Genomic DNA, 17,695 nt, shown 5'->3' with positions numbered 1-17,695 from the left:
GTCGAGTCTCAGCGGACGGCATGGGGTCGTCCGCCCGGGAGGCCCTTTGCGCCAGGACGCACGTGCGGTTCGCACGGACGAATGGGAGGGCCGGAAATCGGCCCCGGCATGGGTGCCGATGACCGGTCCGGTCTTCATGGCCCGACCTCTTCCGAGGGGGTACGTCCTTCCGTGGTGACCAGCACAAAGCGCCGCCTGCCCGACAGGCGGACCTACGTCCTCGACACCAGCGTCCTGCTGGCAGACCCCAACGCGATCACCCGCTTCGAGGAGCACGAGGTCGTGCTCCCGATCGTGGTGATCACCGAGCTGGAGGCAAAGAGGCACCATCCCGAACTCGGCTACTTCGCCCGTCAGGCCCTGCGCCTGCTCGACGACTTCCGGGTTCGCTACGGTCGCCTCGACGCCCCCATCCCGCTGGGCGATCTGGGCGGCACCCTGCGTGTCGAGCTCAACCACTCCGACCCCGGTGTCCTGCCGGCCGGCTTCCGACTGGGGGACAACGACTCGCGGATCCTCGCGGTCGCCCGCAATCTCCAGGCCGAGGGCTACGACGTCACGGTCGTCTCGAAGGATCTCCCGCTGCGCATCAAGGCCTCCTCCGTGGGGCTGCTCGCCGAGGAGTACCGGGCGGAGCTCGCGATCACCGATGCCGGCTGGACCGGCATGAGTGAGCTCGCGCTGTCCGGGGAGCAGGTCGACCTGCTCTACTCCGAGGAGCGGCTGTACGTACCGGAGGCCGCCGAACTGCCCGTGCACACCGGGCTGGTCCTGCAGTCCGAGCGCGGCAAGGCCCTGGGCCGGGTCACGCCGGACGGCAACGTGCGGCTCGTACGGGGCGACCGCGAGGCCTTCGGGCTGCACGGCCGCAGTGCCGAGCAGCGCATCGCCCTGGACCTGCTGCTCGACCCGGAGATCGGGATCCTCTCCATGGGCGGCCGGGCCGGCACCGGAAAGTCGGCGCTGGCGCTGTGCGCGGGCCTGGAGGCGGTGCTGGAGCGGAGGCAGCATCAGAAGGTGATGGTCTTCCGACCGCTGTACGCGGTGGGCGGCCAGGATCTCGGCTACCTGCCCGGGGACGCGTCCGAGAAGATGAGCCCCTGGGCGCAGGCGGTCTTCGACACCCTCTCGGCGGTGGCCGGGCGCGAGGTCATCGAGGAGGTGCTGAACCGGGGGATGCTGGAGGTCCTGCCGCTCACGCACATCCGCGGGCGCTCGCTGCACGACGCCTTCGTGATCGTGGACGAGGCGCAGTCGCTGGAGCGCAATGTCCTGCTGACCGTTCTGTCCCGAATCGGTGCAAATTCGCGGGTTGTTCTTACCCACGATGTGGCCCAGCGGGACAACCTGCGGGTCGGCCGGTATGACGGAGTGGTCGCCGTCGTCGAGAAGTTGAAGGGGCACCCGCTCTTCGCCCACGTCACGCTCACCCGCTCCGAGCGCTCCCCGATCGCCGCACTGGTCACCGAGATGCTCGAGTCCCTGTAGCCGCGAAGGGGGCAAAACCCCCATAGCGGGAAGGCGAGTTGGCGCCGCCCGGCAAAGGCCCGAGAGCCTAGCCGGGCGGCGTCGTGCTGCACAGGCCTTTGGTGAAACCAACGGCAACATGCCAGGTGTGACCTTTCCCACGCAACGAAGAATTGCCTTGCGGTGTCGAGGTCCGGCAGAGTCTGTTTTCCGTCAGGCCCCGCATACGGCACACCTGTATCTCCCGTGAGATGCAACCGCAGCATCACAACTCCACAGCCGTTCGCCGTATGCCGCCCGAGCACCACGCGGCAGCCCCCGCAAGGGAGTTGCCCACGGGCCCGCGCCTCCAGTGATCGCAGTACCACGGAGGCCAGTGTCGAGGGGCACTATTGCGCCCGCCCGGTCACTGCGGACGCTGCTGGAAGGACACCGTGTGAGCCGGATCTCGGTCCGGGGATTCGCAGTGGCTTCGGCCACCGCAGTCACCACCGTTGGCGCAGTCGTGGGCGTTGCCGCTGGCGACCCCGCCTCGAACAATCTCGAGACCACCGCGTCCGGGGCGACCCTCCTCACCGACATCCCGGTCGGCGAGCAGGCGCAGGTCCAGAGCGCGTCCCTGACGCAGCAGGCCGACGCTATCGCCCAGGGCGCCGACACCGACGCCAAGCGCGTCGCCGAGGAAGCCGCCCGCATCCAGGCCGCCGCGGACGCCAAGTCCAAGAAGGCCGAGGCGCAGCAGGCCGCCGACGAGAAGGCGAAGAAGGACCGCGAGGAGAAGGAGCAGGTCGCCAGCCGCTCCGCGACCCGCAGCGCCGATGACTTCGCCGTCCAGAGCTCCTACACGGTCGCCCAGGTCAAGGCCATCGCCCAGCAGATCGTCCCGGCCGGGCAGTTCCAGTGCTTCTCGAACATCATCAACGAGGAGTCCACCTGGAACTACAAGGCCGTGAACTCGTCCTCGGGCGCGTACGGCCTCGTCCAGGCGCTCCCGGGCTCGAAGATGTCCTCGGTCGCCGACGACTGGCGCACCAACCCGGCCACCCAGATCCAGTGGGGCCTCAACTACATGAACGAGCGCTACCACAGCCCGTGCAGCGCCTGGAGCTTCCACCAGGCCAACGGCTGGTACTAGCCGCCGCACAACCTCCGGGGAGCCCCGCACCGTCCTACGGTGCGGGGCTCCTCGCGTGTACGGTCTTTCGAGGTGTGTCCACGGGCGGGGGAAGGGAAAGACATGGCGAAGAGGGCAGGCTGGCTCGGCCGGCTCGGGAACAGGCTGAGCCTCATGGAGGCGCGCCTCAACGAGCGGCGCGCCGAGGTCGAGGCCGAGAGCAACGGCGCAGCCGCCGTCCCGGTTCCCGTCGCCGCTGCGGCCGCCGTCGGCGCGGTCCCGGGCGTCGGCGCGGGGGCCCCGGCAGCCTCGGTGCCCACCCCGCCACCCGGCACCTCCGCCGAGCACCCCCACCACCCGCACCCGCCCGCCCTGGGCGGGCGCCCCGACCCGGCGAGCGTCGTCCCGTGGGGCATGCGGGTCGCCGCCGAGGCCAGCTGGCGGCTCCTGCTGCTCGCCGGGATGCTCTGGGTGGTGATGAAGGTGATCAGCGAAGTCCGCCTGGTCGTCCTCGCCTTCGCCGCGGCCCTGCTGGTCACCGCGCTGCTCCAGCCCTTCGTGGTCCGGCTGCGCCGCCTCGGCCTGCCGCGCGGGCTGGCCACCGCGGTCACCGCGATCCTCGGGTTCGTGGTCATCGGCCTGGTCGGCTGGTTCGTGGTCTGGCAGGTCATGGAGAACCTCGACGACCTCTCCGCCCGCGTCCGCGACGGCATCAACGAGCTCAAAATCTGGGCACTGGACAGTCCGTTCCACGTGACCGAGAAGCAGATCAACGACATCGCGAAGAACCTCAGCGAGAGCATCGGCACCAATACCGAGCAGATCACCTCCGCCGGCCTCCAGGGCGTGACGGTGCTCGTCGAGGTGCTCACGGGCATACTGCTCGCGATGTTCTCGACGCTGTTCCTGCTCTACGACGGCAAGCGCATCTGGACCTGGGTGCAGGGCCTGGTCCCGGCCGCCGCCCGCCCCGGTGTCGCGGGCGCCGGTCCGCGCGCCTGGCGCACGCTGACGGCGTACGTGCGCGGCACGGTGCTCGTCGCGCTCATCGACGCCATCTTCATCGGACTCGGCCTCTACTTCCTCAAGGTGCCGATGGCGGTGCCGCTGGCCGTCTTCATCTTCCTGTTCGCCTTCATCCCGCTCGTCGGCGCGGTGGTCTCGGGCGCCCTCGCGGTGGTCGTCGCCCTGGTGACCCAGGGGCCGTGGACCGGGCTGATGGTGCTGGTCGTGGTGCTGGCCGTGCAGCAGATCGAGGGGCACGTGCTCCAGCCCTTCATCCTGGGCCGGGCGGTACGGGTGCACCCGCTCGCGGTGGTCCTGTCGGTGGCCGCGGGCAGCATGGTCGCGGGCATCGGCGGAGCGGTGGTCGCCGTCCCGCTGGTCGCCGTCACCAACACGGTGGTCGTCTACCTGAGGGCCTACTCCCGGGACCAGGAACTGCACGGCGCGGCGCCGATCGGCCCCGGTCCGCACGGGTCGACGGTGTACGAGCAGGCCGTCCGGGAGGCCGGGCACGATCAGCGAGCCTGAGGCCGGGCCCAGCCGGTCCCATCAGGCGCGGCGGTCCGGCAGCCGCCGGCTTCCAGGACCGGACGGACCTCCTGGCGGCTGGTGTCGAGGCCGACATTTCAGGGCGGACCCGGCCCTCCCGTCCGGAAGGACGGTGGCCACCCGGACGAGTGAAGGGGCCCCGCGACCGAAGTCGCAGGGCCCCTTCACGGACGTACGGGTACTACTCGGCGGCGAGTGCATCCTCGGCGTCGAGGGTGACCGCGACGGCCTGGATCACCGAGGCGATCTTGAAGGCCTCCTGGATCGTCTCGCGGTCGACGCCGGCCTTGCGCAGGACCTGCTCGTGCGAGTCCAGGCACTGGCCGCAGCCGTTGATCGCGGAGACGGCGAGCGACCACAGCTCGAAGTCGACCTTCTCCACGCCCGGGTTGCCGATGACGTTCATCCGCAGACCCGCCCGCAGCGTGCCGTACTCCGGGTCGGAGAGCAGGTGGCGCGTGCGGTAGAAGACGTTGTTCATCGCCATGACCGCGGCGGCGGACTTGGCGGCGGTGTACGCCTCCGGCGACAGCGCCGCCTTCGCCTCCGGCTCCAGCTCACGCAGGACGCGCGGGGAGCGGGCGGCGATCGCGCAGGACAGGACCGTGCCCCACAGCTGCTGCTGCGGGAGGTCGCTGTTGCCGATGACCGAGCCGAGGTTCAGCTTCAGGTCCTTGGCGAAGTCCGGTATGGCGGACTTGAGGGAGTCCAGGGACATCCGTCACTCACCGGCCAGCAGCGCGCCGGCGTCCAGGGTGCCCTCGCCCTTGTTCCAGTTGCAGGGGCACAGCTCGTCGGTCTGCAGGGCGTCGAGGACCCGCAGGACCTCCTTGGGGTTACGGCCCACGGACCCGGCGGTCACCATCGTGAACTGGATCTCGTTGTTCTGGTCGACGATGAACACGGCGCGCTGCGCGAAGCCGTCCTCGCCCTGCACGCCACAGGCCTGCATGAGCTCGTGCTTGGAGTCGGCCAGCATCGGGAAGGGCAGGTCACGCAGGTCGGCGTGGTCCTTGCGCCAGGCGTGGTGGACGAACTCGGAGTCGCCGGAGACGCCGAGGATCTGGGCGTCGCGGTCCTGGAACTCCTCGTTCAGCTTGCCGAAGGCGGCGATCTCGGTCGGGCAGACGAAGGTGAAGTCCTTCGGCCAGAAGAACACCACGCGCCACTTGCCCTCGTAGGTCTTGTGGTCGATCTGGGCGAACTCGCTGCCGGCCTCGAGCGAGACGCAAGCGGTCAGATCGTAGGCGGGGAACTTGTCACCGACAGTGAGCACGTGCTCTCCTTGCGGAATGGAAAATAGCCCTTTTGGGGGTTTTCCGAGGGGGTTGGACGGATCTCACATGCTGACACAGCTGGATTGATTACGGAAATAGCTAGACTAGAGCCGGGTGATCGGAGGTACCTATCAGTGGCTGTCGGTAATAGGGGAGCGAAGCAGGCGACGCTCGCGCAGCTGCGCGCGTTCGCGGCCGTCGCCGAGCATCTGCACTTCCGGGACGCCGCCGCGGCCATCGGAATGAGCCAGCCGGCCCTCTCCGGCGCCGTCTCCGCGCTGGAGGAGGCCCTCGGCGTACAGCTGCTGGAGCGCACCACCCGCAAGGTGCTGCTCTCCCCGGCCGGCGAGCGGATCGCGGCCCGCGCCCGGGCGGTCCTCGACGCCATGGGCGCCCTGCTGGAGGAGGCCGAGGCGGTACGGGCCCCCTTCACCGGGATCCTGCGGCTCGGGGTGATCCCCACGGTGGCGCCCTACCTGCTGCCGACCGTGCTCGGGCTGTTCCACCGGCGCTACCCCCGGATGGACCTCCAGGTGCACGAGGAGCAGACCTCCTCGCTGCTGGAGGGGCTGGCCGGCGGCCGGCTCGACCTGCTGCTGCTCGCCGTGCCGCTCGGGGTGCCGGGGGTCACCGAACTGCCCGTCTTCGACGAGGACTTCGTCCTCCTCGCACCCCGGGAGCATCCGCTCGCCGGGCGCAAGGACATCCCGCGCGAGGAACTGCGGGGCCTGCAACTGCTGTTGCTCGACGAGGGGCACTGCCTGCGCGACCAGGCCCTGGACATCTGCCGCGAGGCGGGCCGGACCGACGGCGCGGACGTCACCACGACCGCCGCCGGGCTGTCCACCCTCGTACAACTGGTCGCCGGGGGGCTGGGGGTGACGCTGTTGCCGCGCACCGCGCTGCGCCTGGAGACCGCCCGCAACGAGTACCTGGCCACCGGATACTTCGCCGAGCCCGCGCCCGCACGGCGGATCGCGCTCGCCATGCGGACGGGGACCGCCCGCCAGGAGGAGTTCCGGGCCATCGCGGGAGCCCTGCGCGAAGCCGTACGCCCGCTCCCGGTGTGGCCTGCCGAGTAGGGCGGGCCGGGTCGGGAGCGGGCGCAACGGCCTTCCGGCGTCCAGGAGTCACTCCGCGCGCAGGCCGTCCGGGCGCATCATGCGCAGCAGCGCCGGCAGGCTGAGCACGGTGACCACGGCGACCACGCCCACGCCGATGCCTGCCATCGCCGCGACCGAGGACCAGTCGACGTGGACCGGGACGTCGGCCATCCGCATCAGCACCGAGCCGAGCGCCAGACCCACCCCCGTGGCCAGGGTCAGACCGAGCAGGATCGGCAGGGCCGTCTGCCACAGCACCGACAGGCTCAGCGTGGTGCGCTTGGTGCAGATTCAGGCAGTCTGGTAGCAGAAACGCAACAAAACCTTGCAATGACAGGGAGTTGCCAATGCCATCGAGGGAAGGGCGCTGCGTCAGGCGGGGAAGCAACACCTTGATTCCCCGCAACCCCTCAGGTGATCAGCGGTACAGCACGACGAGCGAGGCGAGGAGAAGCGCAGCCGAGGCTGAGAGCCCCAGGATCCGGTAGCGGCCCCACGCGGCCAGCGCGAGAAGGCATGACCACGCTCCACCTGTGATGGCGGCAGCCCACCAGCCGACGGTCGTCTGTGCGGCGAGGAGAGGGAACGGCGCCAGCAGGATCGTCGGCAGGACGACTGCGAGCCGAGGCCCGATGTCCAGCTGCTTGTAGACGATCACCAGGATGATCAGGGCAGTCGTAAGGGTGAGGGGGATGGCTGCCCAGTCCCACCAGGTCCAACAGAGGCCGTCTGTCTTCTCGCATGCCTGGTCGTTGTGATGCTTGACCCAGGAGAAGAAGTGCACGGCACCGTAGGCCAGGGCCGCACCGGTGACAGCCACTCCGAACACTCTCGGTACGACGGGCCGTGGCTCTGCGTGTGGGGTGTTCATTCCTACAGTCTTCCCTAATCGATGGCAGGGGGCCTGAGTACATTGACTCAGGCCCCGAATCAGTTGTCTGTCACTTTCCCTGAAGCGTCTGTTCCAGGGCGTCCGCGTAGAGACGAGCCCCTGCGGGCTTGGGATGGAAGGACTGCATGGACGGCACCGGAGCGTCGTTGTCCGCCTGCTCCCGCCCGGTCATCACGATGCCGTGAATGCTCTCGGGACTACCGCAAATGGCCTTGCCGTCGAAGTTGTTCCGCGGGTCGGAGAAAACCGCCCACGATCCGGAATCCTGAGTGGCTCCCTTCATCTCGGTGGCGAGAGTGTCGGCCAGAGTGCGTACCCAGTCGTTTTCGCCGTCCTCATAGGCACGGGGAAGACAGTCGTGGTTCTTCTCCACCAAGCGCGGGTAGCCCATGAGGACGACCTTCGCGTACGGCGCCCTGGCGTGAATGGCGTTCAGTGTCTTGGCGATCTGCGTCCGCACAGAGTCGTGCAGCCACTTCGGCGCCCAGTTCTTCAGGGCACCCGTCGTACCGCCTGCCTTGCCACCGGTAGCGGGATCAACATTGTCCAGCTCCGCATTCGGGCATGTGGTGAGAGACAGGATCGGGATGTCGATGCACTTCGTGATGATGTCGGTGAAGCGGGCGTCGTTGCCGCCGATGCTGAGTGTGACCAGGCTGGTGTTCTGGTCCAGGTATCCGGCTTCGATCTGTGCCACCTCGCTGGACTGGCCGTTGGCGAGGATGTTGTAGGTGCGTGCTCCGGAGCACGCTATGAAGTGGTAGTCCATCTGCGGGTCAAGGCCGTCGGCCATGGCTCCGATCGAGTCGGAGTAGCCCGGAAGCTTTGCCTGCCTCGACCACGCCAGCTTGGAGCGGTGGCACTTGTCAGTGCCCTTGTCGTTCAGCTTGTCGAAGCGGTCGGTCTCCGGGTACAGGTCCGCGCCGCCCGGCGCGGTGGCTCCTTCACCCGAGGAGTAGGAGTCGCCCATCGCAGTGACGGAGTTGGCTGGCTTGCCCGCAAGGGGCTGGAAGGCGACCGCGCCCCAGGCGATGTCCTCGTCCGCCCTGCCGTCCGCCGTCGTGTTCGACAGCTTGACCTCCGGAGTGCCGGTGAAGTGGAACACGCCGAGACTTACCCATCCGCCGGCCCGCTGGAGCACGACCCGTTGCTTGCTGGTACTGTCCGAGCCCTCAACGGTGTAGGTGGCCTGACGGGTCTGGGCGCCAGTGTCGGGCAGTTGGACCAGGACCCGCGCCCAGTCGAGGCTCTGGCCTAGGGTCCATGTACCGTCGATGGTCATGTAGCCGCCAGGGCCTCCGAAGTGAGCTGCGTCGCGGGTGTGGGTGTACCAGTAGTGTCCGCCGTAGCCGGCGCCTACCTGGTGCAGGTCCCCCTTCGCTTGGTAGCGGCCCTCCGTGCCGGGGTTGAACGCGAACTGGAAGCTGCCCGCCGAGGAGACCTGGCCGCAGTCGCCCCATGTTTCGGTGCCGTTGGGTACGGAGGCGACCACCTTGGATCCGGACGGCGCGCCGGTACAGACCGGGGTACCGGTCTTGAGACGGTAGCCTCGTCCCGGCTCCGCAACCAGTGTCTGGTACTTGATGGCCTCGTGGCCGCAGGTGGAGGCGCAGTTGGCCTTCCATGTCGTGTTGGGCTGGTTCCACCAGTACTGCGCGTAGCACTCGGCGTCCGGGCAGTTGGGCGGGACGTTCGGGTTGCAGTTGTTCTTGCTGTTGCAGAAGGTGTCGAGCGGGGGCGAGACGGCGGCGCGGTCGGCGATGGTAGTCCACCAGGCGGGCCGGAATCCGGCCGAGGAGAACCCGGACTCGCCGGGCCAGTCCTGACGGCCCGTGGTGGCGTAGGAGAAGCCGGTGTCGACGGACCAGGCGGCCCAGCCCATCACCTTCGCCTCGTACGGCCAGTCCTGCGGATGCGCCGCGTCCTTGTTCGCCTCCGTACCGTCCACGTCGGTGTTCATGAACGGGTGGCCCCAGCTCTTCTTGTAGAGCGGGTTGGCAGGGTTGTTGTACCAGCCAAGGCCCCAGTGTCCGCCGTGCTTTGATGCCTCCGACGGCGGGTTGAAGCCGAGGTTATAGTTCCATACGGCGGTGAACCAGTTCTCCACCATGGACGGGTCGTCGTTGTTGACGGTGACCTTCTGGCCGTCCGTATGGACCTCGTTCCACTTGTCGGCGAGGATCTTCATGGAGGCGGCGATGTTCGACGCGTAGTCAACCGCGACGAGCCTCTGAATGGCCGGGGACAGGCTGGTCTCGCCGGGCTTCTCGTGGTCGGCCAGACGCATGCCGTCGGTGACCTGACCGACGCCGTAGCCGCAGTCGGACTTGTCCCAGTGGATCTTCCAGTAGGCAGCCGGGTCGTTGGGATCGGCCTTGTGGCCGTAGTAGCCGTCCACGGCGGCCAGCGGGCTGCCCATCTGGCCGGGGATCGCACCCGACTCGGCCTGCCACAGATTCGACTCCTGGGCCATGATGCCAAGGAGCACGTTGGCGGGGATCTTGCCCCCGCCGTTCAACGCCGGCGGAGGGAACAGGCCCTGTGGGTCGACCGCAACCAGGCCGGCCTGGTTGCGGTAGCCGCCCTGCCGGATGTAGTTGGAGCGCAGGTTGCCGCGCACGGCCATGTCGACGGCCCATTCGACCTGGTTCGACGTCGGCTGCAGCGCCTGTACCTTGACGTCGTTGCGGGAGACGGAGCACCAACGGTCACCGTCCGTCGGATCGTTCGATACCGCGGCTGTGGCCTCGGCACTGCGCATCAGCTGGGTCTGCGTTCCGGCGGCCGCACCGAGGGACGGAGACGCCTTGGTCCCCGAGCCGTCGGCGGCTTCCTGCTGCACCCTCTGCGTGAGCTTCGTCCCGGTGACGGTAGCGGTGCTGGTGACTGTCACCAGCTCGTCACCGGCGGCGGTCGCAGCAGCCTGCGGAGCGGGTTCTTCGGTCTTGGTGAAGTCCTTGCCCGCGTTCTTGACGCGGTCCAGGCCGGCACGGATGCCAGCGGTCAGGACCGGCTCGACGGCCAGCCGACCGTGGGAGGACACGTCGGTGTCGGCCGGGGCGTTGACATGGGTGACCCCGGTTCCCGCGGTGGCGGGAGTATTTGTGGGGTGGCCGGTGAGGAACACCCTGCCCGCCTCGCCCTGCATGAGGTCGAGGTCGCCGAGCTTGCCCGAGGCGATGGCGCCTGGCTTGCCGTGACCAGTGAACAGTTTGGCGTTCACCGTGGAGTCGTCCTTGCGGTCGACGAAGGCGATCTTCCCCTCGGCGGCGGGCCGGATGTCGAACGGGACGCTGTCCGTGTCGGCGAGGTTCTTCACCGTGCCGGAGCCGTCGAGGTGGACCAGATGGTTGCCGAGTGCGGCGACCGTGCCGTCCTTCACCGGGACCGCGCTGGTGATTTCTCCCTTCGCCGTGGCCGTGCTCGTGGTCTTCCCGGCGGTGTCCACGGTGACCACGCGCGTCCGCGTGCTCTCGGGGTCGTTCATGTTCCGGAAGGCGGTGAACGCGGCCGTGTGTGCCGTCGTGTTGCAGGACGGGTCGAAGTAGGCCAGCGACGCGGTAAACGGCAGCTTCGTCACCTGCCCCGTCGCCAGGTTGACGATGGCGGTGAACGCACCGCCCTGCATCAGGTCCGGCTTGTTAGTGAAGCTGCGGGGCGCGTAGACGACGGCGGCGTGCTCTCGGTCCATCACGCACTGGTTGCCGATCCACGAGTCCGCAGGCAGGGCCGGTTCGGACAGGGTGGCTACGGTTTTCCACGCGTACGCCTCGCTGCTGTCGGCGACGAGGATACGCAAGCCGTCGGCGTCGGCGGCGGCGGTCACCGCGCGGTCGGGACTGGTCTTCCAATCGTTGCCGAGCTTCTTGCCCGGATCCTCGACCCGGCCAGGAGATGCCGGTGGTGCGGTGGAGCCGGGGTTCCGTTTCGGCGCGGCGAAGGCGGGTGTGGCCTGGAGCAGTCCGCCGGTCAGGGTAGCGCAGGCCACAACGGCGGCCAGGGATGAGCGTGTTCGTGTTCTGAGTCTCAAGAGAGAGTTTCCCTATTCTTCTTTGGAGGGTTTCCTGTGCCCTGTTGGGGCACAGGAACGGCTCGCCCACCCCGGTCGGAAGAACCCGACGGCGGGCGGGAGCTTGGTGGGAGTCAGCCGGTGGCGTCGAGAGGCGCGCGGACGACGGCCCCGGCTGTCTCCGTTCGGTGCGCCTGCTCCGGGGCGGTGGCGGCGATGGTCAGGTCGTCGCGGTAGGCGGTGAACCGGCCGGTGATGGGATCGTCGGCGGTCTGCTCGGCACGCCTGCGAAGGAGCCTGCGGTGGTACCGGACAGGGCCGGCGATCTCGTACCTCCGCGGGCGCTGCGGCGCGTCAGCTCACGCAACTGGGCCGCTACGTTCCGAGGAAGGGAGCGCGATGTGCGAAGCGGAGCTCGTCCGCATGCAAAGTTTCACCAAAATTGCCCTTTCGGGCGCATTCAGTGGAAGTGGAAGCCGTGAGAGACAAAGAGGAATTGACGCAACACTGAAGCAGACGTCAGACACGCCCCGCCAAGGCCGTCCAAGCGACACGGCGAAACACGTCACCCCCGGGTCATCGGACCAAGGTCCGAACTCCCCCTGAACGCGCCATCTTTCTTGCTTGCGCCCGCACTGACGGTCAATCAGCAGAAGCAATTTCACTTCATGACAGCTATTGATCAGAAACTCATGGAGTTCTCGTCCAGGACGTAGCGGACATGCGGGTCGCCGAAGTAGCCGCGGACGATGTGTGGCTGACGCTGGCGTCTGCGGAAGAAGCGACGGGTCTCGGCGGCGAGTTCGGCCTGGGCAGGAAGTGCAGCTCGACGTCGTCGGGGTGGGCAGCGAGCCAGTCGCAGACCTTCTTGGAGCGGTGGGCGGAGTGCCCGTCGACCACGAGATGGCCCTTGCGGTCGAAGTGGCCGACGAGCCGCTCCAGGAAGCGGCACATCACCTCGGCGGTGAAGCTCTCGGTGAAGACCATCAAGTACATCCGGCCCTTGGCACTGATCGCCGACATCGCGTTCACCGAGAACCGATTGCCAGTCCGCCGCACGACGGGAGTCTTCCCCTTCTCTCCCCATGTGCGGCCGGTGACCTGGTCCGAGCGGATGCCGACCTGGTCGGCGACAGGACCTCGCCGCCGTCCTTCTTCGCCTTCGCCCAGATCGCCGGCCAGGTCTCCTCGTGTCAGCGGCGCACGGCCCCCGGGTCCTGCTCCACGGCCCGCTTGTCCGGACGCTGGAAGGACAGCCCCCACCGCCTCAGGTACTTGCCCACCCCCGGTTAGGTCAGCCGCAGCCGGTACAGCCTCGCGATCAGCTCGCCCGCCAGCCGCCGCGTCCACAACTGCCCGCTCAGCCCCACGTCGCAGGGCCGGTGATCGAGGACCGCCTGCCGCACAGCGGCCTGCTCCGCTTCCCCGAGCAGCTGATGCACCCCGACCGGTTTGCCGCGAGGCCGCATGACCAGCGCTTCCCACCCGCCGGCCTGTCACTTTGCCCACCACGTGTCGACCGCCTTCAGCGACACCCCGAAGACCGCCGCCACGTCGTCACGGTCCCGCCCCGCCACCAACGCGGCCACCGCCCGCAGCCGCAGGGCCTCCTGCGCCGACGGCGACAGATGCCGCGCGTCCCCCTTTGTTCCGGCCGCAGCCGGCTACCCCCAACAGGGCGACCCGGATATCGATTGGGTGCCGACGAGTTCGGGTCTGGCGATTTGAGCGGCTTAACAGGAAGGCGGGATTGGTCAGATCCTGAGCGGAATGAAGCTTGGAAGCCGACGACGAGGCTTCTTGCGCATGCGCCGGTCGTCATCGTTCGGCCTCTGGGAAATTCCGGCGGCGACTCAGGCCAAAGCCCGGGTCGCCGCCGCCGAAGAATCGGTCCCGGGCTGCGCCGGGTGATACCTGCAGTCTAAGCAGCCGGGGAGTCGGTGACCCTTTGATCACCCCAAGCACCCGGCATATTCACGGGGCACGATCAGTCGCAGGGCGGGACCATGAATACCCGGTCGATTGCCGTTGCGCCTGAGTCGAACTTCATGATCGCCGTAAGTGTTGGACAGACGCCCGCGTTTATGACGCGTACGGGTCCCGCATACTGCGTAAATTTACCCTCATCTGTGGAGCAAGGGCGTGAAGTTTGATCCGGGCAGAGCTTCAGCTTCATGTACATTGCGCCGGCGCGGTTGTTGTCAAAGATGGCGCAGGTGTCCACGTGCCCCTCGGAATCGGTCTTCTGGTACGTGAAGACGGTTCCATAACGGCTAGCCGCATCAGGAAGTCGTGCGGAGTACGTCATCGTGTACCCAGGCCCACAGAGTGTGGATCCCGCTGCGACAGCTTGCGGGGCGGCGAGTCCTATGGCCGCCGTAGTCGTGGTGGCGATGGCAATGAATCCAGCCAGCGTTTTTGAGATAGGCAATGCTATTTCCCCCCGTGATGACTATCGAATTTGTTTTCGATAGTCATCAACTGTGGCCTCTGCGTAGCTGAGTGTCAACTCGTTTGGCTGGTATTGTGTTTTATGGCTGGTTGAGAACGTCCCGCCATCGGCGACTTCGCGACTCGTTGAGAATTGGTTTGCTTTCGAGGAGATTTCCGGTTAGCTGGATGGTTTCGGAGGGCGCCCGCGCGGCGGGATCGGGGCGGCGCCGCCCGGCAGGCGGCCCGTCTCGGACAGGGCCCGCCGCAGCAGGAACTCGATCTGCGCGTTGGCGCTGCGCAGTTCCTCGCCCGCCCAGCGCGCGAGGGCGTCGTACACCTGCGGGTCGAGCCGCAGCAGCACCTGCTTGCGCGCCTGGCGCCCCGCGCGCGCAGGCCGTTCCTGGCCCCGGCCTTGGCCCGGTTCCGGGTGCTGCGGCTCGCCGGCGGGGCTCACTGGTAGAGCGTGCCCGTGTTGACGACCGGCTGGGCCGCCCGGTCGCCGCAGAGGACCACCATCAGGTTCGAGACCATGGCGGCCTTGCGTTCCGGGTCCAGCTCCACGATGTCCTGCTCCGCCAGGCGGGTCAGGGCCAGTTCGACCATGCCGACCGCTCCTTCGACGATCTGCGTGCGGGCCGCCACGACCGCGCCCGCCTGCTGGCGCTGGAGCATCGCGGAGGCGATCTCCGGAGCGTACGCGAGATGCGTGAACCGGGACTCGATGATCCGGACGCCGGCCGCCGCCACCCGCTCGTGCAGCTCGAGCGCCAGCTTCTCGGTGATCTCCTCGGCGTTGCCGCGCAGCGACAGCCCGCCCTCCTCGTGCGAGTCGTACGGGTACTCGATCGCGATGTGCCGGACCGCCGCCTCGGTCTGCGTCTCGACGAACTGGGTGAAGTCGTCCACCTCGAACGTCGCCCGCGCGGTGTCCTCCACCCGCCACACCACGACGGCCGCCAGCTCGATCGGGTTGCCGTACGCGTCGTTGACCTTCAGGACGGCCGTCTCGTGGTTGCGGACCCGGGTGGAGATCGTCTCCCGCGAGGTCAGCGGGTTGACCCAGCGCAGGCCGTCCGTACGGATCGTCCCCCGGTACCGGCCGAACAGCTGGACCACGCGGGCCTCGCCCGGGGCCACCGTGTTCAGCCCGCTCATCGCGACGACCGAGGCGAGGATCAGCAGGATGCCGGGCACGATCAGCGACGCCTGGGCCCCGCCGCCGTCCGTGTTCGCGCCGAGGGCGATCAGGCCCGCCCCGCCCAGGACCCCCAACAGCCCCAGCAGCAAGGCCAGTCCGCCGCCCACGCTGGTCGCCGTGAACTCCCGTACATCTGCGGCTATCGCTGCCGACTTCGTCATCATCTGCCCCGATTCGCTTGGTCGCGGCCGGTCGAGCCGCTTAGCAAAGTGATATCACTTTTTTGGGCTGCCGCAACCCTATGGGCTTGCCGCGCGTCGGTTCCCTTGATGTGGGTGCTGATTCTCACGTCCGAATTGACCGGTATTGGCCATGCTTGGCCAACCTTTGTCACAACCTGCGGTGTTAGCTTTCTGAGCTGACGTCGGGGGGGAAACGAGCGGAGCGGGAGCGATGGGCCGAGCAGAAGCGCGAAAGGCGCAGCAGCGCAGTAGTGCGCGGCGGGCGCCGCGCGGGCGCGCCACCGGGAAGGGGCGTGCCGGCAAGCGGACCGGCATACGCCGCTTCTTCACGTGGAAGAAGATCCTCGGCGCGTTCTTCGGGGTGATCCTGCTCATGATGGGCGGTGCGGTCGTCCTGTACTTCCTGGTGGACCCGCCGGACCCCCGCACCGATGCGGTGCTCCAGAGCAACACCTACGAGTACGCCGACGGCTCGATCATGGCCCGCACGGGCAAGACGAATCGCGAGATCGTGGCGATCGGCAAGATCCCCGAGGAAGTCCAGACCGCCTTCATCGCGATCGAGAACAAGTCCTTCTACCAGGACAGCGGCGTCGACGTCATGGGCGTGGCCCGCGGCCTCTTCAACACGGTCCGCGGCAAGGGCACGGCCGGCGGTTCCACGATCACCCAGCAGTACGTCAAGAACTACTACCTGACCCAGGACCAGTCGGCGACCCGCAAGCTCCGGGAGCTGGTGATCGCCATCAAGGTCGACCAGCGCATGGACAAGAACGAGATCCTCGCCGGTTATCTGAACACCAACTTCTACGGCCGCAACGCCTACGGCATCCAGGCCGCGGCCCAGGCCTTCTACGGCGTGGATGCCGACAAGCTGACGCTGGCGCAGGGCGCCTACCTCGCGGCCGTCATCCAGGCCCCGAGCCAGTACGACTGGGCGACCGCGGGCCCCAACGGCAAGCACCTCGTGATGGTCCGCTTCAACGCCGTCCTCGACAACATGGTCGAGATGGGCAAGCTGGACCCCGCCAAGCGCAAGACGATCCAGTTCCAGGAGCCCATCAAGCCCAAGCCCGCCCCGGGCATGGACGGGCAGAAGGGCTACCTGATCCAGGCTGCCAACGCCGAACTGAACGCGCACGGCATCAAGGACGAGCAGATCGCGGCCGGCGGTTGGACGTTCACGCTCAACATCGACAAGAAGAAGCAGGTCGCCCTGGAGAAGGCGGTCCAGGACAAGCTGGAGTCCCAGCTCGACCGCAAGAACGTCCAGGAAAGGCCCCAGGACCAGAGCGTTCAGGCCGGCGCCACCTCGGTGGACCCCAAAACCGGCGCGATCGTGGCGATGTACGGCGGCACTGGCTTGAACGACAAGTACGAGAGCAACGCGCTGCGCACGGACTTCCAGCCGGGCTCGACCTTCAAGCCGATCGTGCTGGCCACTGCTCTGGAGACCGGCGCAACCACCCAGGACGGCCGTAAGATCACGCCGAACGCGCTCTACGACGGCACCAGCAGGCGCCCCGTCGTGGGCAGCTCGGTCCCGTTCGCCCCGCAGAACCAGGACGACCACAGCTACGGCGACCCGATGCTCACCGTCCAGGCGGCCACCAATTCCTCCGTGAACTCCGTCTACGCCCAGATGATCGTCGATGCCAAGCCGGCCAGAGCGAAGAAGCAGGCCCTTGCCCTCGGCATGAAGGACCGCGACGGCTGGCCCGAGGACAAGCCGGCCATGTCTCTCGGCACCATGAGCGCCAACACGGTGGAGATGGCAGGCGTCTACGCCACCTTCGACAACCACGGCAAGAAGGTAACGCCGGCGATCGTCAAGAACGCCGAGCACAAGGACGCCGAGTACAAGCCCGGCAGCGCCATCGGCGGTCAGGCCGTCAGTCGTAAGACTGCCGACACCGTCACCAAGGTGCTCACCGGCGTGGTCGAAGACGGCTCGGGCAATGCTGTGAAGAGCGACGCCTACCAGGCGGCGGGCAAGACCGGCACCACCGAGTCCAACGTGGCGGCCTGGTTCACCGGGTACACCCCGGAACTGGTCACCGTCGTCGCGATGTTCGGAGAGGATCCGGCCAGCCACAAGCAGGTCACCCTCACCGGTACCGCGGGCAAGGGCCGTGCAGGCGGCTCCAGCTTCCCGGCGCAGATCTGGCACGCGTACACCCTGGCCGCCCTGCAGGGCGTGGACACCGGCGAGTTCGACCTCTCCGAGGCGGACATGGGCCCCTCGCAGGCGCCGACCCGCAGCAGCTCCCCGTCGAGCTCGACGAGCTCCTCCAGCCCGGGCGCGTCGAGCAGCCCGTCGGTGTCGAACTCCCCGGACCCCGGCAAGAGTTCGCCGAACCCGTCCAAGAGCCCGTCGAAGAGCCCGGACCCCAGCAAGAGCCCGGACCCGTCGAAGAGCCCGGACCCCAGCAAGAGTCCGCCGATCACGCTTCCGTAGCGCGACCG

The 17,695-nt window shown here is 67.9% G+C and carries 14 protein-coding genes and 1 pseudogene; 5 read left to right on the top strand and 10 right to left on the bottom strand.

What is annotated here, in order from left to right; genetic code table 11:
* Positions 1-171 precede the first annotated feature (171 nt).
* The 3 genes from AB0I68_RS04620 (at position 172) to AB0I68_RS04610 (ending at position 4,114) form a co-directional block, all read left to right on the top strand.
* Positions 172-1,488, top strand: coding sequence for a PhoH family protein (locus tag AB0I68_RS04620; protein WP_363175687.1), 1,317 nt, complete (start codon positions 172-174; stop codon positions 1,486-1,488).
* Between the two features lie 397 nt (positions 1,489-1,885).
* On the top strand, positions 1,886-2,602 hold the full coding sequence (locus AB0I68_RS04615; RefSeq protein WP_363175756.1) for a transglycosylase SLT domain-containing protein: 717 nt from the start codon (positions 1,886-1,888) through the stop codon (positions 2,600-2,602).
* Between the two features lie 102 nt (positions 2,603-2,704).
* On the top strand, positions 2,705-4,114 hold the full coding sequence (locus AB0I68_RS04610) for an AI-2E family transporter (protein WP_363175686.1): 1,410 nt from the start codon (positions 2,705-2,707) through the stop codon (positions 4,112-4,114).
* Positions 4,115-4,316: 202 nt separating this feature from the next.
* On the opposite strand, the gene AB0I68_RS04605 is transcribed toward AB0I68_RS04610, so the two are convergent.
* Together AB0I68_RS04605 and AB0I68_RS04600 are read right to left on the bottom strand one after the other, a co-directional pair.
* Positions 4,317-4,853, bottom strand: coding sequence for an alkyl hydroperoxide reductase (locus AB0I68_RS04605; protein WP_363175685.1), 537 nt, complete (start codon positions 4,851-4,853; stop codon positions 4,317-4,319).
* 3 nt (positions 4,854-4,856) lie between these two features.
* Positions 4,857-5,411, bottom strand: a complete 555-nt coding sequence (locus AB0I68_RS04600) for a peroxiredoxin (protein ID WP_363175684.1) — start codon at positions 5,409-5,411, stop codon at positions 4,857-4,859.
* A gap of 135 nt (positions 5,412-5,546) precedes the next feature.
* Between AB0I68_RS04600 and AB0I68_RS04595 the strand changes: the two genes are divergently transcribed.
* On the top strand, positions 5,547-6,494 hold the full coding sequence (locus AB0I68_RS04595) for a hydrogen peroxide-inducible genes activator (RefSeq protein WP_363175683.1): 948 nt from the start codon (positions 5,547-5,549) through the stop codon (positions 6,492-6,494).
* A gap of 48 nt (positions 6,495-6,542) precedes the next feature.
* On the opposite strand, the pseudogene AB0I68_RS04590 reads toward AB0I68_RS04595, so the two are convergent.
* The 8 genes and pseudogenes from AB0I68_RS04590 to AB0I68_RS04555 form a co-directional block, all read right to left on the bottom strand.
* Positions 6,543-6,800, bottom strand: a pseudogene (locus AB0I68_RS04590) (FtsX-like permease family protein); the annotation flags it as partial.
* 133 nt (positions 6,801-6,933) lie between these two features.
* Positions 6,934-7,335 carry a hypothetical protein gene (locus AB0I68_RS04585; RefSeq protein WP_363175682.1) on the bottom strand — a complete coding sequence of 134 codons (402 nt, stop codon included), beginning with the start codon at positions 7,333-7,335 and terminating at the stop codon, positions 6,934-6,936.
* A 121-nt stretch (positions 7,336-7,456) separates the two neighbouring features.
* A complete protein-coding gene (locus AB0I68_RS04580; protein ID WP_363175681.1) occupies positions 7,457-11,395 on the bottom strand; it encodes an SGNH/GDSL hydrolase family protein in 3,939 nt (1,312 codons plus the stop codon).
* A 711-nt stretch (positions 11,396-12,106) separates the two neighbouring features.
* Entirely contained in the window at positions 12,107-12,532 is a 426-nt protein-coding gene (locus tag AB0I68_RS04575; RefSeq protein ID WP_363175755.1) for a transposase, read from the bottom strand.
* Positions 12,533-12,609: 77 nt separating this feature from the next.
* Positions 12,610-12,699 (bottom strand): winged helix-turn-helix domain-containing protein, encoded by a 90-nt coding sequence (locus tag AB0I68_RS04570; RefSeq protein WP_363175680.1) that lies wholly within the window; start codon positions 12,697-12,699, stop codon positions 12,610-12,612.
* A gap of 6 nt (positions 12,700-12,705) precedes the next feature.
* The gene (locus AB0I68_RS04565) at positions 12,706-12,858 is read right to left on the bottom strand and encodes a hypothetical protein (protein WP_363175679.1); all 153 of its coding nucleotides are present in this window, start codon (positions 12,856-12,858) and stop codon (positions 12,706-12,708) included.
* 1,169 nt (positions 12,859-14,027) lie between these two features.
* On the bottom strand, positions 14,028-14,303 hold the full coding sequence (locus AB0I68_RS04560; protein WP_363175678.1) for a hypothetical protein: 276 nt from the start codon (positions 14,301-14,303) through the stop codon (positions 14,028-14,030).
* On the bottom strand, positions 14,300-15,211 hold the full coding sequence (locus AB0I68_RS04555) for an SPFH domain-containing protein (RefSeq protein WP_363175677.1): 912 nt from the start codon (positions 15,209-15,211) through the stop codon (positions 14,300-14,302). The genes AB0I68_RS04560 and AB0I68_RS04555 overlap by 4 nt, the downstream gene beginning before the upstream one ends.
* A gap of 229 nt (positions 15,212-15,440) precedes the next feature.
* Here AB0I68_RS04555 and AB0I68_RS04550 point away from each other — a divergent pair, with 229 nt between their 5' ends.
* Complete coding sequence (locus tag AB0I68_RS04550) at positions 15,441-17,687, top strand: transglycosylase domain-containing protein (RefSeq protein WP_363175676.1); 2,247 nt, start codon at positions 15,441-15,443, stop codon at positions 17,685-17,687.
* Positions 17,688-17,695: the final 8 nt, after the last annotated feature.

It is taken from the genome of Streptomyces sp. NPDC050448 (assembly GCF_040655295.1).
Taxonomy (GTDB): domain Bacteria; phylum Actinomycetota; class Actinomycetes; order Streptomycetales; family Streptomycetaceae; genus Streptomyces.
This window is presented reverse-complemented; position numbering and strand designations above follow the sequence as displayed.

Bases quoted from the DNA above. Each gene is read 5' to 3' on its own strand.
- AB0I68_RS04610 (WP_363175686.1), top strand. From the start codon at position 2,705: ATGGCGAAGAGGGCAGGCTGGCTCGGCCGGCTCGGGAACAGGCTGAGC.
- AB0I68_RS04605 (WP_363175685.1), bottom strand. From the start codon at position 4,853: ATGTCCCTGGACTCCCTCAAGTCCGCCATACCGGACTTCGCCAAGGAC.
- AB0I68_RS04555 (WP_363175677.1), bottom strand. From the start codon at position 15,211: ATGATGACGAAGTCGGCAGCGATAGCCGCAGATGTACGGGAGTTCACG.
- AB0I68_RS04550 (WP_363175676.1), top strand. From the start codon at position 15,441: ATGGGCCGAGCAGAAGCGCGAAAGGCGCAGCAGCGCAGTAGTGCGCGG.